15 protein-coding genes are annotated in these 18,874 nt (G+C 58.8%); 7 read left to right on the top strand and 8 right to left on the bottom strand.

Features of this window, described 5'->3' with window-relative positions; all coding sequences use genetic code 11:
• Positions 1-34: 34 nt before the first annotated feature.
• Positions 35-1,414 (bottom strand): hypothetical protein, encoded by a 1,380-nt coding sequence (locus H6866_05500; protein ID USO06905.1) that lies wholly within the window; start codon positions 1,412-1,414, stop codon positions 35-37.
• Positions 1,415-1,818: 404 nt separating this feature from the next.
• On the opposite strand from H6866_05500, the gene H6866_05505 reads away from it, so the two are divergent.
• The 3 genes from H6866_05505 (at position 1,819) to H6866_05515 (ending at position 4,191) form a co-directional block, all read left to right on the top strand.
• Positions 1,819-2,493: a hypothetical protein gene (locus H6866_05505; GenBank protein USO06906.1), complete on the top strand. Its 675-nt coding sequence runs from the start codon at positions 1,819-1,821 to the stop codon at positions 2,491-2,493.
• Between the two features lie 61 nt (positions 2,494-2,554).
• Positions 2,555-3,379 carry a hypothetical protein gene (locus H6866_05510; protein USO06907.1) on the top strand — a complete coding sequence of 275 codons (825 nt, stop codon included), beginning with the start codon at positions 2,555-2,557 and terminating at the stop codon, positions 3,377-3,379.
• On the top strand, positions 3,376-4,191 hold the full coding sequence (locus H6866_05515; protein ID USO06908.1) for a hypothetical protein: 816 nt from the start codon (positions 3,376-3,378) through the stop codon (positions 4,189-4,191). Before H6866_05510 ends, H6866_05515 begins: the two co-directional genes overlap by 4 nt.
• Here the strand turns inward: H6866_05515 and pyk are convergent.
• Positions 4,188-5,636 carry a pyruvate kinase gene (gene pyk, locus H6866_05520; protein ID USO06909.1) on the bottom strand — a complete coding sequence of 483 codons (1,449 nt, stop codon included), beginning with the start codon at positions 5,634-5,636 and terminating at the stop codon, positions 4,188-4,190. The genes H6866_05515 and pyk overlap by 4 nt on opposite strands.
• A 585-nt stretch (positions 5,637-6,221) precedes the next feature.
• On the opposite strand from pyk, the gene H6866_05525 reads away from it, so the two are divergent.
• The 3 genes from H6866_05525 to H6866_05535 all read left to right on the top strand — a co-directional run bounded on the left by H6866_05525 (position 6,222) and on the right by H6866_05535 (position 9,645).
• The gene (locus tag H6866_05525; GenBank protein USO06910.1) at positions 6,222-8,036 is read left to right on the top strand and encodes a ribonucleoside-diphosphate reductase subunit alpha; all 1,815 of its coding nucleotides are present in this window, start codon (positions 6,222-6,224) and stop codon (positions 8,034-8,036) included.
• A 119-nt stretch (positions 8,037-8,155) separates the two neighbouring features.
• Positions 8,156-8,572: a nucleoside triphosphate pyrophosphohydrolase family protein gene (locus H6866_05530; protein ID USO08601.1), complete on the top strand. Its 417-nt coding sequence runs from the start codon at positions 8,156-8,158 to the stop codon at positions 8,570-8,572.
• Positions 8,573-8,607: 35 nt separating this feature from the next.
• Positions 8,608-9,645: a ribonucleotide-diphosphate reductase subunit beta gene (locus H6866_05535; GenBank protein ID USO06911.1), complete on the top strand. Its 1,038-nt coding sequence runs from the start codon at positions 8,608-8,610 to the stop codon at positions 9,643-9,645.
• Between the two features lie 58 nt (positions 9,646-9,703).
• Here the strand turns inward: H6866_05535 and H6866_05540 are convergent, their stop codons facing one another.
• The 4 genes from H6866_05540 to mutM form a co-directional block, all read right to left on the bottom strand.
• On the bottom strand, positions 9,704-11,692 hold the full coding sequence (locus H6866_05540) for a hypothetical protein (protein USO06912.1): 1,989 nt from the start codon (positions 11,690-11,692) through the stop codon (positions 9,704-9,706).
• Between the two features lie 196 nt (positions 11,693-11,888).
• Positions 11,889-13,352 (bottom strand): chromosomal replication initiator protein DnaA, encoded by a 1,464-nt coding sequence (gene dnaA / locus H6866_05545; GenBank protein USO06913.1) that lies wholly within the window; start codon positions 13,350-13,352, stop codon positions 11,889-11,891.
• A 530-nt stretch (positions 13,353-13,882) separates the two neighbouring features.
• Complete coding sequence (gene rpsT / locus H6866_05550) at positions 13,883-14,149, bottom strand: 30S ribosomal protein S20 (GenBank protein USO08602.1); 267 nt, start codon at positions 14,147-14,149, stop codon at positions 13,883-13,885.
• 226 nt (positions 14,150-14,375) lie between these two features.
• Positions 14,376-15,215, bottom strand: coding sequence for a bifunctional DNA-formamidopyrimidine glycosylase/DNA-(apurinic or apyrimidinic site) lyase (gene mutM, locus H6866_05555; protein USO06914.1), 840 nt, complete (start codon positions 15,213-15,215; stop codon positions 14,376-14,378).
• Between the two features lie 308 nt (positions 15,216-15,523).
• On the opposite strand from mutM, the gene H6866_05560 reads away from it, so the two are divergent.
• Positions 15,524-16,372: a GGDEF domain-containing protein gene (locus tag H6866_05560; protein USO06915.1), complete on the top strand. Its 849-nt coding sequence runs from the start codon at positions 15,524-15,526 to the stop codon at positions 16,370-16,372.
• Here the strand turns inward: H6866_05560 and H6866_05565 are convergent.
• Together H6866_05565 and groL are read right to left on the bottom strand one after the other, a co-directional pair.
• Complete coding sequence (locus tag H6866_05565; protein ID USO06916.1) at positions 16,353-17,132, bottom strand: hypothetical protein; 780 nt, start codon at positions 17,130-17,132, stop codon at positions 16,353-16,355. The two genes, H6866_05560 and H6866_05565, sit on opposite strands and share 20 nt — an antisense overlap.
• Positions 17,133-17,226: 94 nt before the next feature.
• Entirely contained in the window at positions 17,227-18,870 is a 1,644-nt protein-coding gene (gene groL, locus H6866_05570) for a chaperonin GroEL (GenBank protein USO06917.1), read from the bottom strand.
• Positions 18,871-18,874 lie beyond the last annotated feature (4 nt).

Raw genomic sequence — 18,874 nt, forward strand, 5'->3', positions numbered from 1 at the left:
GCTGGTAAACGCGAAAACACGCGCAGGTGCGTTTCTAAAGATTCTCGACAAGCAAATGGTCGTAACCAAGTTTTTTGATGTTTTTTGCGAACGAATAATAATCCGGCCATACGGTGATGCCGTTGAATTTGAAACGGATGGGTTTTGTCAGCGCGTTTGCGTAAAGATAGATCACCACACGTTTGACGGTTGATCCAACTGTTTCCGGATCCTGAAAGCCGTAACGCGAAAGCGGCACGGTGAAATGCCCCGCTTTGGTGATCTGCGGCAAATAGCGATAGGTTTCCCGCCCGCTTTCATCGACAAGTCCAAGGGCCCAGTATATCGGCTCGGAGGATTCGGCATCTATCGTGAACAGGTTCAGGATATTCGTATCGATCGAATGGTTTAGGTCCAGCGTAAGGCGTCCCTGCGTCTGTGGTTCCGGTTGCGCCGGTGGATTAAGAACCAGATAGCCATCGGCATCCTTTTGCATGCCGATAAGGGCTTCGTTGCCGGTCTGTAGAACCAGCGGATCGGTTTTGCCTGAAACCTGCGCCAACGGCGCATCGAACATGGATATTTGTGAACCGCCATTGACAATATCCAGCCGGACCCGATCGGTCCCCTTGGGCACTGGCCCGGTCAGAAAAAGCTTGGAATCACGAACGGCGTCGGTGTTGCCGGCCCCGCTCGACACGTCCGCAAGCGTCCCGCCATCCCGGTCGAAAAACGTAAGACGGGTTTGATAGATGTCCCTCAGATACGGCTGCGGCGTGCCGAGTTCGGAGAACAGGAACTGCCCGTCATGGCTGAAGACTTGATAGTTTTTGGAAAAAATGGAGCGCCTTCGTGCCGCCTGTCCCTTGTAAAACGCATCCCCGGTCAACCGGTAAAGCGCGTCGAACTGGTTGGTCTCGAATATGATGTATCGTGTGTGATTGGGGATATGCGGCGAGAGCATGTAATAAGACCAGCTGCCGTCTTTGAAGAAAAATGACGATATATTCGATTTAAGGTCGTTAAAGGCACAATCGGTTATATCAGTGTACGCCGCATGGTCGGGTTCGGCCTTGGCGTATATGGCAAGCGCTTCCAGCGATACAAGGAAGCCGTTGAGTACGTAGTTTTGATCCGCATTGCTCATTTCGGGCCATACGAATTCACCAAGCCAGCATTTGGCCGTATCCGTTTTATGAAGGGCGCCGTGCGCATCCACGGGGCGGATAAGCTGATCCATCAGCGCGTTGCCCGCCGCCAGATATTTGTCGTTTCCAGTGGCTTCGTACAGGGCCAGGGCGGCCAGCCCCATGCCGGAAAAATCCATGCCTGAATACCATCCCGCAGGGAAGGAATCGTAGGCATCGTGCGGCCAGTATCCGTCCTTGTTGCGCGAATCGAGGAATCGGTTGAACCGTCCTTCGACGATGGCCATGCGCGCCGGGTCATTCCGCAGCTGCGGATCGCGCAGCGCGGTCAGGATGCTGATGCCTATGATATGATATAGGGATCCTTGAAACTTTCGTCCTGCAGCTTGGCAAGCGACGTCGTGGTGTCGTAGCCCCATGTGTAAGGCAGCAAGACCTGATTTTCCGTTGCCAGGATATGAAAGGGGTCGGCAAGGGCGGGCCCTGCAATCCACAGGGGGCATAAAAAAAGAACGCACGCGACGGCAAGACGGATTTTCTTTAACGGCATTTGCGGACGGCTTCTTTCTCGAAAGTTCGGTTCATATCTGGTTATCCATCCGGAGCTTATAGACGATTATCCACAACGCGCAAATCATGTTACGCTGTCTTGTCGTAATGATTCTCTCCGCCTGACGCCTTTCCGGTTTTCATGTCGCTTCCCATTCGCCGCCTGTCCGAACAGGACCTCGCGCAGCTTTACCTGCAGACCGAGGCGCCCCTGCGTCTCGACGACCTGATGCAGGACCGCGTGCATGGCGACGCGGCGCAAATCGCGGTCCACGATTCCATCGCGGCCCAGACGCCGGATCTGGCCCTGATCTCGCTTTCCTTATGCGCGTTGATCGTCGCGCGCGACTTTCCCGTCGAACTCAAGGACGGGCCGGGCGGCCCGGTTTTGCGCGAACTGACCGTCGCGTGCGAGGACAATCTGCTGACCGTCGGGCGTCTGTGGCTCGACACGGTGTGCAACGGCATCAAGCCTGCCCGGTCCGACCGCGACGTGATTGCCACCATTCCCGACCGGCTGCGCATTCTGACCTCGATCTTCATGGAATTGCGCGACATGCTCCTTGAAACCGCGCCGGGGCCGATCCATGCGGCGCTCAAGACCCTGTATTACCAATCCGAAAGCCACGCCGATCTGGCCGACCGCTTTGTCGCCGACTTTGCGCGCCCGCGCAAAACCGCGAAACCATCGGCGGATCATGCAGCCGCGCGCCGCAAGACGCCCGTGCAGGTTCCGTTGCCTTTCGACCTGATCCGCCCCCGCGAGGGTGCGGAGGTAGTGTCCTTCAGTCTGTTTCACCAGAAACGCCGGCCATAAGCTGCGCTGGCCGCGGGCATCGGAATTTGTTTTTTCATAAAAATTATATTAGGGTGGCCGCATGGCCGCCACCCTTACCACTGCCATTTCGGACATATTTTGTGACTTCGCCGACAATGTGGCCCCATGCGACTGGCTGTGCATGGAAAAAGGTATCAAGGCCCTGGCGGCCGATGGATTACCGGATCTGAAAAGTTGTGTGGTGACCTGTGAAGGCGACATATCGAAAGCGCAGATAGTGGTTTCGATAGCCGGAAACGGTTATTCCGACCGCTATTACATAGACCCTGTGAAAAAATCCGTACTGCGGGGCACTATGTTCAACGACCGCCGTGACCGACACACCGGGCGGCGCATGTTCGCCAACCGCGCGATCGTGGGGCAGGCATTGGGGGCGACAAGGTTGGAAGGCTACGCGGCGGACACCATGGGCGCCTATGTCTGGGCACGCGCGGGGATGCTGCCGAAATCTTCGCAAGACGGATTGCCCGGCATGCTGGCCGCGCGCGCGGCCATTCTGGCCCCGCTTCTGACGCCGGACCAAAATGAAGCAATCAGGAAATTGTCCCGTCTGGACGATCTGGAAGATCTTTGGTGTCTTGCCGATCTGGGTGCGTTGGCACCGGTTAGCGAAGCGGATTTCGATACAGCGCTCGATCATACGTACTCTATCGGTAATCATGCCTATTTTAAAAACGAGGGGTTTTTCAAGAACGGTGTCACCATGGGCCAGTTCATGCTCTGCGGCTTAAGCTATGATGCGGTGTTCGATTTCGCCAATTCGCGCCAGATGGATCGGGTGGAAGCCTATACCGGCGTGCCGATCCGCGAGCGTGCGCTTGCGTTGCGGCGCAAACCGGCGCATGCGGCAAGGCTGGTGCCATGACGAGCGTTCTGCGCACGAATCCCCGCATTGAAGCGGCCAGAGCTTTCAGGGAAAAAACAGGTTGGAAGGCGAAGGATATTTTCGACCTTGCCATCGCCGCCGCGCCGGAATCTGGTGCGCAAATCACGCAAATCCTTAGCGTCAAGCCGGACAGGGCGGTTGAAACCTTCACGCTGCGCTATTTGGGGCGGGGATTTCATCATCGCTATGACATCGTACCCGATTGGGGATGGATTCTGGACGGTGAGCTGACTTGCGATTTACGCGACGGCGCGACAGGCCGCCGGATGTTTGCCCAGGCCTGCGTCGTCGGCATGGCGCTGGGTTTGAACGCCATTCGGTTTTATGCCGGGCATATGGTTGGTGCCTATGTCTGGGCGCGGGCCGGGGCGCGACTGGAGGATAAAACCGATTTGCTGAAGCATCTGGATCTGCGCGCCGGGCTTGTAAAGGACCAGCTGCCGCAGGAAACGGTCTATGATCTGGAATATCTTGTGCGTTTACGCCAGACGAGCGATTTGAGGAAGATCGCGAATCTGGACCACAGGGTTCAGGTCGATGAAGAGATGTTTTTCCGCGCGTTCGGCTGGATGCCGGCGAATCACCATCTAGCCATGCCGGCGGAATACGAAGCCAGTGGGTTTAGCGTGAAAACCATGACGCTGGGCCAGTTCATGCTTTTCGGTTTGGAATACCCCGCCTGTGTGGAGTTTGCGCACCGCCTTCAGATGGATCGGGTGGAAGCCTATACCGGCGTGCCGATCCGCGCCCGCGCGCTGGCCGCGCGCCAGTCGCGCCACCTTACTTCCTAATCCACCCACGCGATCCGGATTACGTTGGTCGATCCTGGCGTGCCGAAAGGCACCCCGGCCGTGATGACGATACGCTGGCCTTTTTCGGCCATGCCTTCCTCGCGCGCGATGGCGCAGGCCCGCGCGACCACCCCGTCGAAATCCTTGACGCTGGTGTCGTGCACCGGGTGCACCCCGTAAGACAGCGTCAGGCGCCGTGCCACGTCGATTTGCGGCGTCAGGCACAATATCGGCGCGACAGGGCGCTGGCGCGCCGCGCGCCGTGCGGTGAAGCCGGATGTGGTGAAGGTGGCGATCGCGGCGGCGTTGATGTCGCGCGCGATGAAATGGGCCGAGGCCGAGATCGCGTCCGACACGTCGTCGCCGGCGATGTCCGGATGCTCGGCGTCCATGATCGGGCGGTAATACGGATCGTTTTCGACCGATCGCGCGATCCGGTCCATCATCGCGACCGCCTCGACCGGGTATTGGCCAGATGCGGTTTCGGCTGAAAGCATGATCGCGTCCGTCCCGTCATAAATCGCGGTGGCGACGTCCGATGCCTCGGCCCGTGTCGGCGTCGCGGCCGAGATCATGGATTCCAGCATTTGCGTTGCCACGATCACCGGCTTGCCCGCCGCGCGCACCCGCCGCACGATGTGTTTTTGCACCGGCGGCACGCGTTCGGGCGGAATTTCGACGCCCAGATCCCCGCGCGCCAGCATGATCGCGTCCGAAAGCTCGATGATTCCCTCCGCCCGTTCGATGGCCGAGGGTTTTTCCAGCTTCGCCATCACCTTGGCGTGCCCGCCCGAAAGCTTGCGTGTCTCGGCCACGTCCTCGGGCCGTTGCACGAAGCTCTGCGCGATGTAATCCGCGCCCATGTCCAGCGCCGCCACCAGATCGCGGCGGTCTTTTTCGGTCAGGGCCGGAATGGGCAGGATGACACCCGGTACGTTCACGCCCTTGTTGTCCGAAAGCCGCGCGCCAGACACCACCTCGACCACCAGCCGGTCCTTGTGCTGTTCGCGCACGCGCAATTGCACCTTGCCGTCGTCCACCAAAAGCATCATGTCCGGATGCGCGACCGCGATAATTTCAGGATGCGGCAGGCACACGCGCGCCTCGTTCCCCGGCGTTTCGTCAAGGTCCATGGAAAACACCATGCCCGCGCGCAGATCGATGGCTTTATTGGCGAATTTGCCCACGCGCAGCTTCGGCCCCTGCAGATCGGCGATGATGCCGATCGGGTGGCCCACGTCCTTTTCCAGTTCGCGGATGATGCCCAGCCGCGCGCGGTGGTCGTCATGCGTCCCGTGCGAGAAATTGAGCCGAAAGACATCCGCCCCGGCGCGGAACAGCTTTTCAATCATCGCCCGGTCGCTGGAGGCGGGGCCGAGCGTGGCGACGATGCGCGTCCGGCGCTGGCGGGGAAGGGGCGAGGCATGAAAATCGGAATCGGTCATGGAAGAATCGGGCCGTGAGGATGAAGTTGCGGATGTGCGGCCGATCATGCCGCGCCGTTCGTGATATCACAAGAGCCAGTCAAAACCGGGACCGAATCGAAAAGCCGCGCGGCAAAAGCGGATGGCGCCGCGTAAGGATATGCAACAGATTGAAAACAAATAATTTTATTATAAATCTCGCAGGTATCGTCCTTTGTGCGATTCGCAAACACGGATACCCTTCACGGCCAAATTGCAACAAGACTGCTGTCTTATTTTCGGGGCGACCTTATCCACGGATTTGTTTCCTTAATGGTGACCTGCCTGTCCATAAGCGCGTGGATAAAGACGGAAGCTTTCATGCAAGTGCATGGTTTCAAAACAAGTTCGGTCCATGCACCGGAAAATTGGAGTCGCGTCCTTGATTTTGTCAAAATTAAGAATAACGTCCTATTCACAGGCACACATCATCTAGTATCATAGGTGGTGTTGAGACACTATGGGTTGTGGCTTTCCGTCATAATCTCCAAAGTTGCCCAAAAAACGCCATAATCTGACACCCGTCGCCGGAAGGCTGCGGCGGTCGAAAAATACGGGGGAATTTTCATGTTTGATGTAGCCCAGGTGGAAGCCGGACCGCGCGTCCGTATCGACCGCGCCCGCGATGCCAAGTTGACCGATTTCGGCAAGGCCACGCTGGATGACCGCTATCTGCTGCCGGAGGAATCGTATCAGGATCTGTTCGCGCGCGTAGCGATGGCGTTTTCGGATGATTCCGAACATGCGCAACGCATCTACGACTACATCTCCAACCTCTGGTTCATGCCGGCGACGCCGGTGCTTTCCAACGGCGGCACCAACCGCGGCTTGCCCATTTCCTGCTTCCTCAACGAATGCCAGGACAAACTGGAAGGTATCGTCGACCTGTGGACCGAAAACGTCTGGTTGGCGGCCAAGGGCGGCGGAATCGGGTCCTACTGGGGCAATCTGCGCTCGATCGGCGAAAAGGTCGGACGTAACGGCAAAACCTCGGGCATCATCCCGTTCATCCGCGTGATGGACTCGCTCACCCTCGCGATTTCGCAAGGCTCGCTGCGCCGCGGCTCGGCCGCGTGCTACCTGCCGGTCTGGCACCCGGAAATCGAGGAATTCATCGAAATGCGCCGCCCCACCGGCGGTGACCCGAACCGCAAGGCGCTCAACCTGCATCACGGCGTGGTGATTCCCGATGCCTTCATGCAGGCGGTGGAGCGGGACGAGGAATGGGCGCTCAAATCCCCGCACAACAATGCGGTGATCGACAAGGTCCGGGCCCGCGATTTATGGATTCGCATCCTGACCGCCCGCATCGAAACGGGCGAGCCGTACATCCTGTATATCGACCATGTGAACCGCGCCATCCCCGAACACCACAAGATGGCGGGGCTGAACGTCAAGATGTCGAACCTGTGCTCGGAAATCACCCTGCCCACCGGCATCGATCCGGACGGCAAGGAGCGCACGGCCGTCTGCTGCCTCTCCTCCCTCAACCTCGAAACCTTCGAGGAATGGCAGGACCACCCGACTTTCGTCGAGGACGTGATGCGCTTCCTCGACAACGTCTTGACCGACTTCATCGACAAGGCGCCGGATTCCTTCTCGCATGCCAAATACGCGGCGATGCGCGAACGCTCGGTGGGCTTGGGCGTGATGGGCTTCCACTCCTTCCTGCAATCGAAGATGATTCCGATGGAATCGGTGATGGCCAAGGTCTGGAACCGCCGCATGTTCTCGGCCATCAAGCGCGGGGTGGACGACGCCTCGCAAAAACTCGCGCATGAACGCGGGCCCTGCCCCGACGCCGCCGATTACGGCATCATGGAGCGTTTTTCCAACAAAATGGCGATCGCGCCGACGGCGTCCATCTCCATCATCACCGGCGGCGCGTCCCCTGGTATCGAACCGGCCGCGGCCAACGCCTACACGCACAAGACGCTCTCGGGCTCCTTCGCGGTCAAGAACCCGTATCTGAAAAAGCTTCTGGCCGAAAAAGGCCTGGATACGGACGATGTCTGGTCCTCGATCTTCACCAACGAAGGCTCGGTCCAGCATCTCGACGCGCTCAGCGAAATCGAAAAGGACGTCTTTAAAACAGCGTTCGAACTCGACCAGCGCTGGCTCATCGAGCACGCGGCCGACCGCACGCCGTTCGTCTGTCAGGCGCAATCGCTCAACGTCTTCCTGCCCGCCGACGTGCACAAGAAAGTCCTGCACCAGGTTCACTGGGAAGCGTGGAAAAAAGGCGTGAAATCGCTTTACTACTGCCGTTCGCGCTCGATCGCCCGCGCCGAAAGCGCGGCCTCGTGGGACCGCTCGAAAAAGGCGGCGCCGACGGCTGGCGAAGAACCGGGCAAGTACGAGGAATGTCTCGCGTGCCAGTAGCACGCGGGTGAGCCTTGGCCTGCCAGTAAGCCCACGAACGCCGGACGATAAGAAACGCCGTATTTGCCCAAGATGTGTGCAAAGGCAAATACGGCCAACCAAAAGCTTGGGGAATGAAAATGAAAAAAGACACGCTGGAATGCGTTCGCGTCTTTCATGAAACCTATGGCCTGCCTGTGAAGGATGCGCCGCATCTGGACGATGCCCGCGTCAATTCCTTGCGTATCAGTCTGCTGCAGGAAGAACTGGACGAACTGAAGGAAGCGCTGGAACAGGGCGATGAAGTCGGCGTCCTTGATGCGCTGACGGACTTGCAATATGTGCTGGATGGCGCTTATCTGTCCCTTGGCTTTCATGACCTGAAGAACGCGGCCTTCGCCGAAGTCCAGCGGTCCAACATGTCGAAGCTGGGGCGCGATGGTAAACCCGTCGTCAGGCCGGAAGACGGCAAGATTTTGAAAGGCCCCGATTATACTCCGCCCGATTTGACCATGGTCATGGAAACATGGCGGGCCAGCCGCAAAAAAGCGGCATAGCGTTTTCAAAGGAAGAAGAGAGAAGGAAGAGGAAAATGTCCAAACTGTTGCAAGAACGCCACGTCTATAAACCCTTTTTGTACCCGTGGTGCTACGAGGCGTGGCTGACACAGCAGCGTGTCCACTGGCTGCCCGAGGAAGTGCCGATGGCCGAGGATGTGCGCGACTGGCGCAAGAAACTCTCGCCCGAGGAAAAGAACCTGCTCACGCAGATCATGCGCTTTTTCACCCAGGCGGATGTCGAGGTCAACAACTGCTATATGAAGCACTATTCCCGCGTCTTCGGACCGGTCGAGGTGCAGATGATGCTGGGCGCCTTCGCCAACATGGAAACGGTGCACATCGCCGCCTATTCCCACCTGCTTGATACGCTCGGCATGCCTGAGATCGAGTATTCCGCCTTCATGCAGTACAAGGAAATGAAGGACAAATACGATTACATGCAAACCGCGAGCATGAGCAGTCCGCGCGACATCGCCAAGACCATGGCCATGTTCGGCGCGTTCACGGAGGGCGTGCAGCTTTTCGCCTCCTTCGCGATCCTGATGAACTTCCCGCGCTTCAACAAAATGAAGGGCATGGGCCAGATCGTGACCTGGTCGGTGCGCGACGAAACCCTGCACTGCCTTTCCATGATCCGCCTGTTCAAAACCTTCATTTCCGAAAATCCGGATATCTGGGACGACGAACTGAAGGAAGAAATCACCGATTGTGCGAAAAAAATCGTGGGTTACGAGGACGCGTTCATCGATCTTGCCTTTGAACAGGGCGGGATCGAAGGTCTGACCGCGGCGGAGGTAAAGGAATATATCCGCTACATCTCCGACCGCCGCCTGCAGCAGCTCGGCCTCGAACCCGTCTTCGGCAAGGAAAAGAACCCGCTGCCGTGGATGGACATCATGATGAACGGCGCAGAACACGTGAACTTCTTTGAAAACCGCGCGACCGAATACTCCAAGGCTTCGACCGGCGGTTCGTGGGAAGACGTCTTCGCCGAAGACCTGTTTTCGGGCAATTACGGCAAGCGCGCGGGGCTGGAGCCGCTCGACGGCGTCGACGAAGCCGCGGCGTAAGTCGCGCGCGACAAAGTTAAACCCCGGTCCGGCGCGAAAGCGCGGGCCGGGTTTTTGTTTATATGGACGGGCGCGCGGCCGGTGCCGGTGGAACGACGGCGTCGGGTTTCAGGCCCATCTCCGCCATCAGTGCGACCGGCGTGGCCTCATCACGCGCAAAGGCAGCATAGATCTCGGCGCTGGATCTGGACGCGCCTTGCGCATAAAACTGCCGCAGGCGCGCCGACAGGGCCGGATCGTAAAGATCGCCGCTGCGCGCGAATTTTGCAAAGCCGTGGGCCGAGAAAATATAGGCCCAGAAATACCCGTAATACCCGGCGGCGTACTTGCTCAAGGCGTCGCCGAACAGGTGTCTAAACCGCGGCAGCGGATAAGGCCGCGCAAACGGGGCAAGCGGATGGCCAAGCGCCGCGCGCGCGTGCGTATCGTCGGCATCCTTGAAATCCGGCCCTTGCGCGTGGAACGTCAGATCATAAGCCGCGTTCTGAAGCAGGCGGACGATGGGTGCCGATTTATAAAAGGATTCCGCGGCCTTGTACGCATCCATCAGGGATTCCGGAATTTTCTCGCCTGTTTCGTGGTGACGGGCGAATTGCGAAAGAATGACAGGGCTCGTCGCCCAGCGTTCCTGCAAGGTCGAATGGATTTCGACGAATTCCGGGGTGTTGTTGGTGCCTTGCAGAATTTGATAATGCTGTGCCTGCGCGCCCAGAAGGCCGTGCATGGCGTGTCCGCCCTCGTGGAAAAGCGTGGACACTTCCTCGACGCTCATCAATGTCTGTCTGCCGGCGTCGGGCTTCAACTGGTTGAGGTTGAGCGACACCGCCGGCAGATGCGTGGCGCTGCCCCTTTGAATCTGGCTCATCCACGCGCCGCCGATTTTTTGCTCGCGGGCATAGGGATCGACGTACAGGTAGCCAATCATCGCGCCGCTTTGCGCGTCGGCGACATCGAACACCCTGATGTCGTCATGCAGGCGCGGAAGCTGGTCGTTTTCGATGAAGTTCAACCCGAACAGGCGCTGGGCATGCGCGAAATACCCGTCCAGCATGCGATCCATCGGCAGATATTCCGACATGGCGCTGCCATCGAAAGAGAAAAAGGCGTTTTGGTATCGCTGGGCCCAATAGGCGGCGTCATAAGGCTCCAGCACATCAGGCCCGCCGTTTTCGCGCGCATAATCCTGAATACGGGCGATGTCCTGCGAAAACAGTTTCAGCACCATCGGCGCCATCTCGTCGATCATCGCCTGAACGTGCCCAAGCGTGCCCGGCATGGTGCCGTCCAGCGCGAACGCCGCATAATTCGAGAAACCCAAAAGCTGCGCGCGCTCATGGCGCAAACGGGCGAATTCAGGCAACAAAGGCCGGTTGTCGCTCGGCGCCTGCGTGCCGACCGTGTCGATTGCCTGCAAAAGCATTTTGCGGAAATCGCGGTTCGCGGCGGTCGACAGCAGCGTGTCGACTGACAAACGCTCGATCAAAACCAGCCAGCCTTCCTTGCCGTTATCGGCGGCGTTCTTGCGGAACGCGGCCAGCGTGGCTTCGTCCAGCCCCTCCAGCATCGCCTTGTCGGTGACATGTACGGCGTGCTGAAGTTTGGCGTCCTCGATATTGTTGCTGAACTTTGCGGCCAGAGCGATCAGATCTTGGTCGATCGCGCACAGGCGCTGTTTTTGTTCCGCGTCCAGATAGGCGCCCTCGTGCAGGAACTGACGGTTCAGGACGTCCAGCAATTGTGCGTCCTCGCCCTGCCGACCATGTGCGCCATCCGCGAACAGGGCCTTGAAGCGCGCCGACAACGCGGGGTTTTGGAACACGCTTTTGGAAAACGAATCGTATTTCGTGTTGAAATCACCTTCCATCGCGGCGATTTCCGCGCTTCGCTTGCTACCCGCGAACGCACCGAAAACGAAGGAAACATGGTTGATGTCGTGGAACAGGGACTCGATTTCCTGCGCCAGCGCCATGATGTCATCGCTGTCTCCGGCAACAATTGTTTCAATGCGTGCCTGCGCTTTGGTGATGCAGGTCTCCAATGCGGGCATGAATTGGCCCGGGGCGATCTTGTCGAACGAGGGAACAGGGCCGGTGCGGTCTAAAATCGGATTATATGTCATGACACGATTTACATATCAAAAATATATGTATGTCAAATAACTTCTGATGCGGCTATCTGGCTTACCGTGCGGGACATTAAAAAACCCGCCTTTCGGCGGGTTTTCGTCTTTGACGGGTCTGCGATCAATCGCCTTTCAGCACCCGGCGCACCGAATTCACCTCGTCGGCGAACAGATTGTCCTCGCCCATCAGCTCTTCGACCTTCTTGACCGCGTGCATCACGGTGGTGTGGTCGCGCCCGCCGAATTTGCGTCCGATTTCGGGTAAAGAGCGCGTGGTAAGTTTTTTGCACAGATACATCGCCACCTGCCGCGGACGCGCGACGTTGCGCGACCGGCGGGCGGAATGCATGTCGGTCAGGCGCAGATTGTAATGCTCCGCCACCTTGCGCTGGATTTCGTCGATGGTGATCCGGCGTTCGTAGGAGCGCAAAACGTCCGAAAGCACGTCCTGCGTGACGTCGAGCGTCAGCGGCAGCCCGGTCATATCGCGATGCACGGCCAGACGGTTGAGCGCACCCTCAAGTTCGCGGATATTCGACGTGATCTTGCCCGCCAGGAAATGCGACACGTCGGCCGGCAGGTCGACGCCCATCAAGCCCGCCTTCGCCTTGACGACGTCGAGACGGAGGTCAAAGGTTGACGGCTTGATGTCGGCGACCAGACCCCAGCCAAGGCGCGAACGCAGACGTTCGTCCAGGCCTTCAAGATCCATCGGCGCGCGGTCGCCCGAAATGACGATCAGTTTGCCCTGGTCGACCAGCGCGTTGAACGTGTGGAAGAATTCTTCCTGCGTCGTGTCCTTGCCGGCGATGAACTGGATGTCGTCGATCATCAATACGTCGACCGAACGGAACTGCTCCTTGAAATTCATAGAATCCTGCCGACGCAGCGCGCGCACGAACTGGTACATGAACTTCTCGGCCGAAAGATAAACGACCTTGCGGCTTTGCTTTTCGCGCAGGGAATGCGCCATCGCGTGCATCAGGTGGGTTTTGCCCAAGCCCACGCCGCCATAGATGTAAAGCGGGTTGAACGGCATCCCGTCGGCCTCGACCACGCGGCGGCACGCGGCGTGCGCGAATGCGTTAGGCTTGCCGACCACGAAGGTTTCGAACGTGAAACGCGGGTCAAGCGCTGACGAAAGCTCGGAATACAAATCACTTTCGCCCAGACGCGCCGCCGTCGATACCTCGATCGGATCGCCGCCGCGCCCGCCTGCGTCCTTGAGCGCCTGAACCTGCACGACGATCTGCACGCGCAGGATGTCGGGGTTCGATTCCCGGCACAGGGTCAGAATGCGATCATGGTAATGGCTGCCGATCCAGTCGCGCATGAATCGCGTCGGAACCGAAACTTCCAGCGTGCCTTGATAAAAGGCCTGAAGCTGCATCGGCTTGAGCCATGAACGGAACACGGCCTCGCCGAATTCCTGACGCAGCGCATCGTGCACGCTCTCCCACGTGGCCAGAATTTCCGTGCTTGGCACCGTATCCAGTTTGGTGCCCGCGGCAACGCCGGAAGGCGCAGAATCGACACCCGTGGGTGCATCTGCTTTAACGGCGCCGGCGCTTGCTTTTTTACTCATGGTCTGGATCCCCCTTGGTCCTTGATGAATTGGTCCCTGTACTCAATTTTCCGCGGTCGCCTTCGCAGCCGCATTTCGCACGATTTGGCGCATCGGCTTTACACATCGCTTCCGGGGCGTTTTTAATCGGCCCTTCTGGTTGGCGTCTGCGCTAGATGCGTCGTTCGGCATTTCAAGGGGGAAATCCCAAGGAATTTCCGCCCTCTTGGGAAAAAATGGTGTTGCCGCCGTTTATCCCCAGATCCAGAGAATATGCGAGATTCACCGCAAAGCGGCGGATTTCCTTGCTTTTTTCGTCTGAATGTCCCTCACCCTACGCGCGAAAAAAAAATTGTGCAAGACGTTGTGAAGAAAAAATTTCAAAAAAGAAAGAATCTAACTTTGCCAAATATTTAGGAAATGAAAAAATACCCGCACGAATACTTGCAGGTTGAAAACGAATATTTAGTTTGTTTTTAAATAAATGCGACGCATGACGCGGACGCATATCAAAAAAGGGTGCCCGCGATGAGGGGCGCCCTTTGTAAAAATTAACCCTTGATCGCCTTGATGCGGGCGGACAGGCGCGAAAGCTTGCGCGAAGCAGTGGCTTTCTTGATCACGCCTTTGGAAACGCCGCGCTGGATTTCCGGGCGGGCGGCTTTGAATGCGGCTTCGGCGGCGGTGGCATCGCCGGTGGCGACGGCCTGCTCGATCTTGCGCACGAAAGTGCGGATGCGGTTGCGGCGCGCCGTGTTGACGGCGGTCTGACGGGCCGTCGTGCGGATGCGCTTTTCGGATGACTTGTGGTTGGCCATGTCTTTCTTCTTCATTCTGGCCGCGCAAAACGGGATGCGCCGTGCCATGGTGTTGGTTTTAAGTACGGTTTTTAAGTCCGCATCGCGTTAAAATCTGGCCGTTGATTATGGGGTTACCCACATTCGCAACGCCGAATTTGCAACGCCAAATTCATAACGGATGACAATTAACGGTCTGTTAACCCTTCTGTCAAGGAAAAGAATGGGGATAAAACTGTGCTCCGATTCATCGTTGTTTGACAGGGCAATAGAATGTGGTCCGCCCGCTTTGCGTAAAGGCGCGAACATGGTTTTTTCCTGCGCAGACGCATCCCGCGCAAGGCGCGTTGGCATGCCCGTAAACAGCGAAGGAATGCTGGAAATACCCGGTGCTGCCGTCGACCTGCCGGTGGTTGCGTAAGGAACTACCGCCCGAACGTAGCGCCGCGCGCATCACCACTCGGATCGACCGGGCAAGCGTGTCGGCTTCGCGCGCGGTGATCCGCCCGGCCATGCGGCGTGGCGATATCCCGGCGCGAAACAACGCCTCGCACGCATAGATATTGCCGATCCCCGCGACGACGTGCTGGTCCATCAACGCGACCTTGATCGCGACACGCCGACCAGCCAGCTGCGCGCGCAAGACCGCGCCAGTGAAGCCCCGCTCAAGCGGCTCCGGCCCCATTGTGGCCAGGGCCCGGTGTGTGCTTTCCGCATCGGCGGGAAACATATCCATCTGCCCGAAGCGGCGCGGGTCGTTGAAGGCCAGCCGCAAACCGTTTTCGAACGTGATGACGACATGGTCGTGTGTTTCTGGCTGGAAATTCTGCCCGTCCGGCACGCTGCGAAACGATCCTGACATGCCCAGATGAACCATCCAGACCCGATTTTTGTCCAGATCGATCAACAGGCATTTCCCCCGCCGCCGTAAACCGGTAACCCGCGCGCCTTCAAGCGTTTCGGCGAAATGCGCGGGAAAGGCGTGGCGCAGCCCGCCGCGCCGCAGCGTGACCTGCGCGATGACGTGGCCGGTAATCAAGGGGGCAAGGCCGCGCCGGACGGTCTCGACTTCGGGCAGTTCGGGCATATCAAGATTTTAGCGCGAACAGGTCGGTACCGCCACCATACAAAAACCAAATAAAAATGAAATATAAATAAAAACACCAAGTAAAAAATTACGCATGAAATATATCTCATTAAATACAGTTGCACAGATGGTATGACGTTCTAAACCATGTTCATGCTCTGTCTTTTGCTGTTGTTACGTCCGCCCGGCCCGAAGGGACGTCCGAAGGCTTCAAAAACCGCTTATTGCCTTGGTTTCAGCGGGGTTTTTGCAGTTCCTTAACCAAATTCCTGTATCGTATCAGCAGGTTAAAAAGGATTGATCGCGGCATGGCGCGCGAAAAGGAACGAAAACCCCGGGTTTCGGGAACGGCGAAAACTACGCCCGCCTCGCTGCGCGCGGCGTTCAACGCGTTGGTCGGGACGCAGCATAAGGCCGCGCTCATGGCCGTCGGCGGGCGCAATGCCCTCGACCGCGCGCTTGAATTGCTGCCGCCGCATGCGCCGCAGGCGGTTCTGGATTGTCTGGCGCAGGCGCGCGCGGCGCTTGAATTCGTCGCCGCGACCACGGTCACGGCGCGCACCGGGGCCGAGGACATTCACAAAACGACCGAGGACATAGGGTTCCGCGACGCCCTGACGGGCCTGCACAACCGCCGCTATTACGAGGCCGAGATGGCGCAAAGACTGGCGGCGACGCAAGACGGCGCGCCGCTGACCCTGCTGGCCTTCGACATCGATCATTTCAAAAAGGTCAACGATGCGCACGGCCATGACGCGGGGGACGAGGTTTTGCGGATTTTTGCAAACCAGCTGCGCAAGGGCGTGAAGGAGGACGATCTGGTAACGCGCTGCGGTGGCGAGGAGTTTTTTATCGCCCTGTCTGGCCTGGACGCGGACGAAGCCAAAGCCGTCGCCGAACGCCTGCGCAAGGCGGTGGCGGCCCGCCGGGAACAAAAGGCCGATGAACGGCATCCTTACGCGCCGCCGGTCACGGTTTCGATTGGCATGGCGGTCCATCGCCCCGGCGAATCGCTGGCCGATTTGCAAAAACGCGCCGATACCGCGCTTTATGCCGCGAAACGCGCGGGCCGCAACCGTGTGATGCAGGATACGGACGCACCGGTGGCGGAGGTTTCCCGCCGCGCCGGCATAGCGTCTAAACAGTCGGTTGCCTGACCCACATGCCATAGCGGGGTCGCAAAAGATTGTCGTTCGCCAGCGCCGTATCGCGCCAGACGGGATGCGCGCCGATATCGACATAGCCCGGCACCCTTACGCCGCTTTCCCGTCCAATACCTTTGTCAAACCCGAACACGATCATATCGGGGCGGACGGCACGTAACGTTTCCATCGCCGCAGCCAACTGATCCGCGTTCATGTACAGGAATAAATTGTTCACCATCGCCACATGGTAATGGCTTTGCGCCCGGAAGGTTTCGAATGGCTGCGCATCCAAAAAATTGAGGTGTGCGCCGACCGTGTCGAGCACGGGCACCAGCGCTTGCGAGGTTTCCGGAAAGAGCATCCGCCGCCATTGTGGCTCCAGAATATCGGCCATCTCCCCCGGATAGGCTTTCGCGCGTGCAAGACGGGTGAACAAGGGCGAAATGTCGAACGCATCAATGGAAAATCCTGCGTCTTGATCCAGCCCGCCCGCGATCGCCATGGCCGCCAGACCGTTGGCTTCGCACCCTATGGACGAAGGCGCCGCAAGAATACGAAGCGGCGCGGCATCGTTGCCGATGACATCGCGCAGGGTTTTTGCCAAGGTCCGCGCCAGATACCAGTGCCTGAAAAAATGGGTATGGCCGTTGAGGCTATTGCCCGCCGGATCCGTGTCACGACACAGAAAACAGCCGTCCAGCGGCCCTTCCATCTCGAAGTTGCCGGTGACCTGCATGAAGGCGCGGCGAAGGTCAATGTCTTGCGGGCTCATCGCGGCACTTTATGCGAAGGATTTCTTGCCGCGCAAATTTATAAAAAAAGGCCGGGGATGTTCCCGGCCTTTTGTTTTCTGTTTGGACAAGGATTTAAAAATCCATGTCGCCCATGCCGCCCATGCCGCCGCCGGGCATGGCCGGGGCTTTTTTATCGTCGGGGGCTTCAAAGATCATCGCCTCGGTGGTGATCAGCAGGCTGGCGACCGATGCCGCGTCCTGCAACGCCGTGCGTACGACCTTGACCGGGTCGATGATGCCGGCTTTGACCATGTTGACGTATTCGCCGGTCTGGGCGTTGAACCCGAACGACGAATCCTTCTGGTCGAGCAATTTGCCCACCACGACCGAGCCTTCCGACCCGGCGTTTTCGACGATCTGGCGCACCGGCGCCTGCAACGCGCGGCGGATGATGTCGATGCCCACCTGCTGGTCGTTGTTGGCACCTTTCAGGCCGTCCAGCGCCTTGCTCGCGTACAGAAGGGCAACGCCCCCGCCCGCGATCACACCCTCTTGAACGGCGGCCTTGGTCGCTTCCTTGGCGTCGTCGGCACGGTCCTTTTTCTCCTTCACTTCCACTTCCGTGGCGCCGCCCACGCGGATCACCGCGACCCCGCCGGCCAGCTTGGCCAGACGTTCTTGCAGTTTCTCACGGTCGTAATCGGACGTCGTTTCGGCGATCTGCGAGCGAATCTGGGCGATACGGGCCTCGATGCCTTTTTTGTCGCCAGCGCCGTCGATGATCGTGCTTTCGTCCTTGGTGATGCGCACGGTCTTGGCCGTACCCAGCATCTGCGGCGTCACGTTTTCCAGCTTGATGCCCAGATCTTCCGAGATCAGTTGCGCCTTGGTCAGGATCGCGATGTCTTCAAGCATGGCCTTGCGGCGGTCGCCGAAGCCCGGCGCCTTGACCGCGGCAACCTTCAGCCCGCCGCGCAGCTTGTTGACGACCAGCGTGGCCAAAGCCTCGCCCTCGACGTCCTCGGCGATGATCAGCAGCGGACGGCCCGATTGCACCACCGCTTCCAGAACCGGCAGCAGCGGTTGCAGACCGGAAAGTTTTTTCTCGACCAGCAGGATGAACGGGTTTTCAAGCTCGCACACCATTTTATCGGCGTTGGTGATGAAGTACGGGCTGATATAGCCGCGGTCGAATTGCATCCCTTCGACGACGTCCAGTTCCGAATCCATCGATTTCGCTTCCTCGATGGTGATGACGCCCTCGTTGCCGACCTTGGCCATCGCTTCGGCGATCTTGCCCGCGATGTCTTCGTCGCCATTGGCCGAAACCAGCGCGATCTGCTTGATTTCGTCGTTGCCTTTGACGGCGGTGCCGCGTTTGGTGATGTCCTCGACCACGGCCTTGACCGCCAGGTCCATCCCGCGCTTCAAATCCATCGGGTTCATGCCTGCGGCCACGGCCTTGACGCCTTCGCGCACGATCGATTGCGCCAGCACGGTGGCGGTGGTGGTGCCGTCGCCCGAATGGTCGGCCTGTTTGCTGGCGACTTCACGGATCAGCTGGGCGCCGATGTTGCGGCGCTTGTCCTTCAGCTCGATTTCCTTGGCGACGGTGACGCCGTCCTTGGTCGAGCGCGGCGCGCCGAAGGATTTCTCGATCAGCACGTTGCGGCCTTTGGGACCCAGGGTCACTTTCACCGCGTTGGCGATGATGTCGACGCCGTTGAGCAGTTCCTCGCGCGCGTCGGTTGAAAACAATACGTTCTTGGCAGCCATGTTA

This window comes from Rhodospirillales bacterium (genome assembly GCA_023898805.1).
Classification (GTDB): Bacteria; Pseudomonadota; Alphaproteobacteria; order Micavibrionales; family UBA1664; genus UBA6145.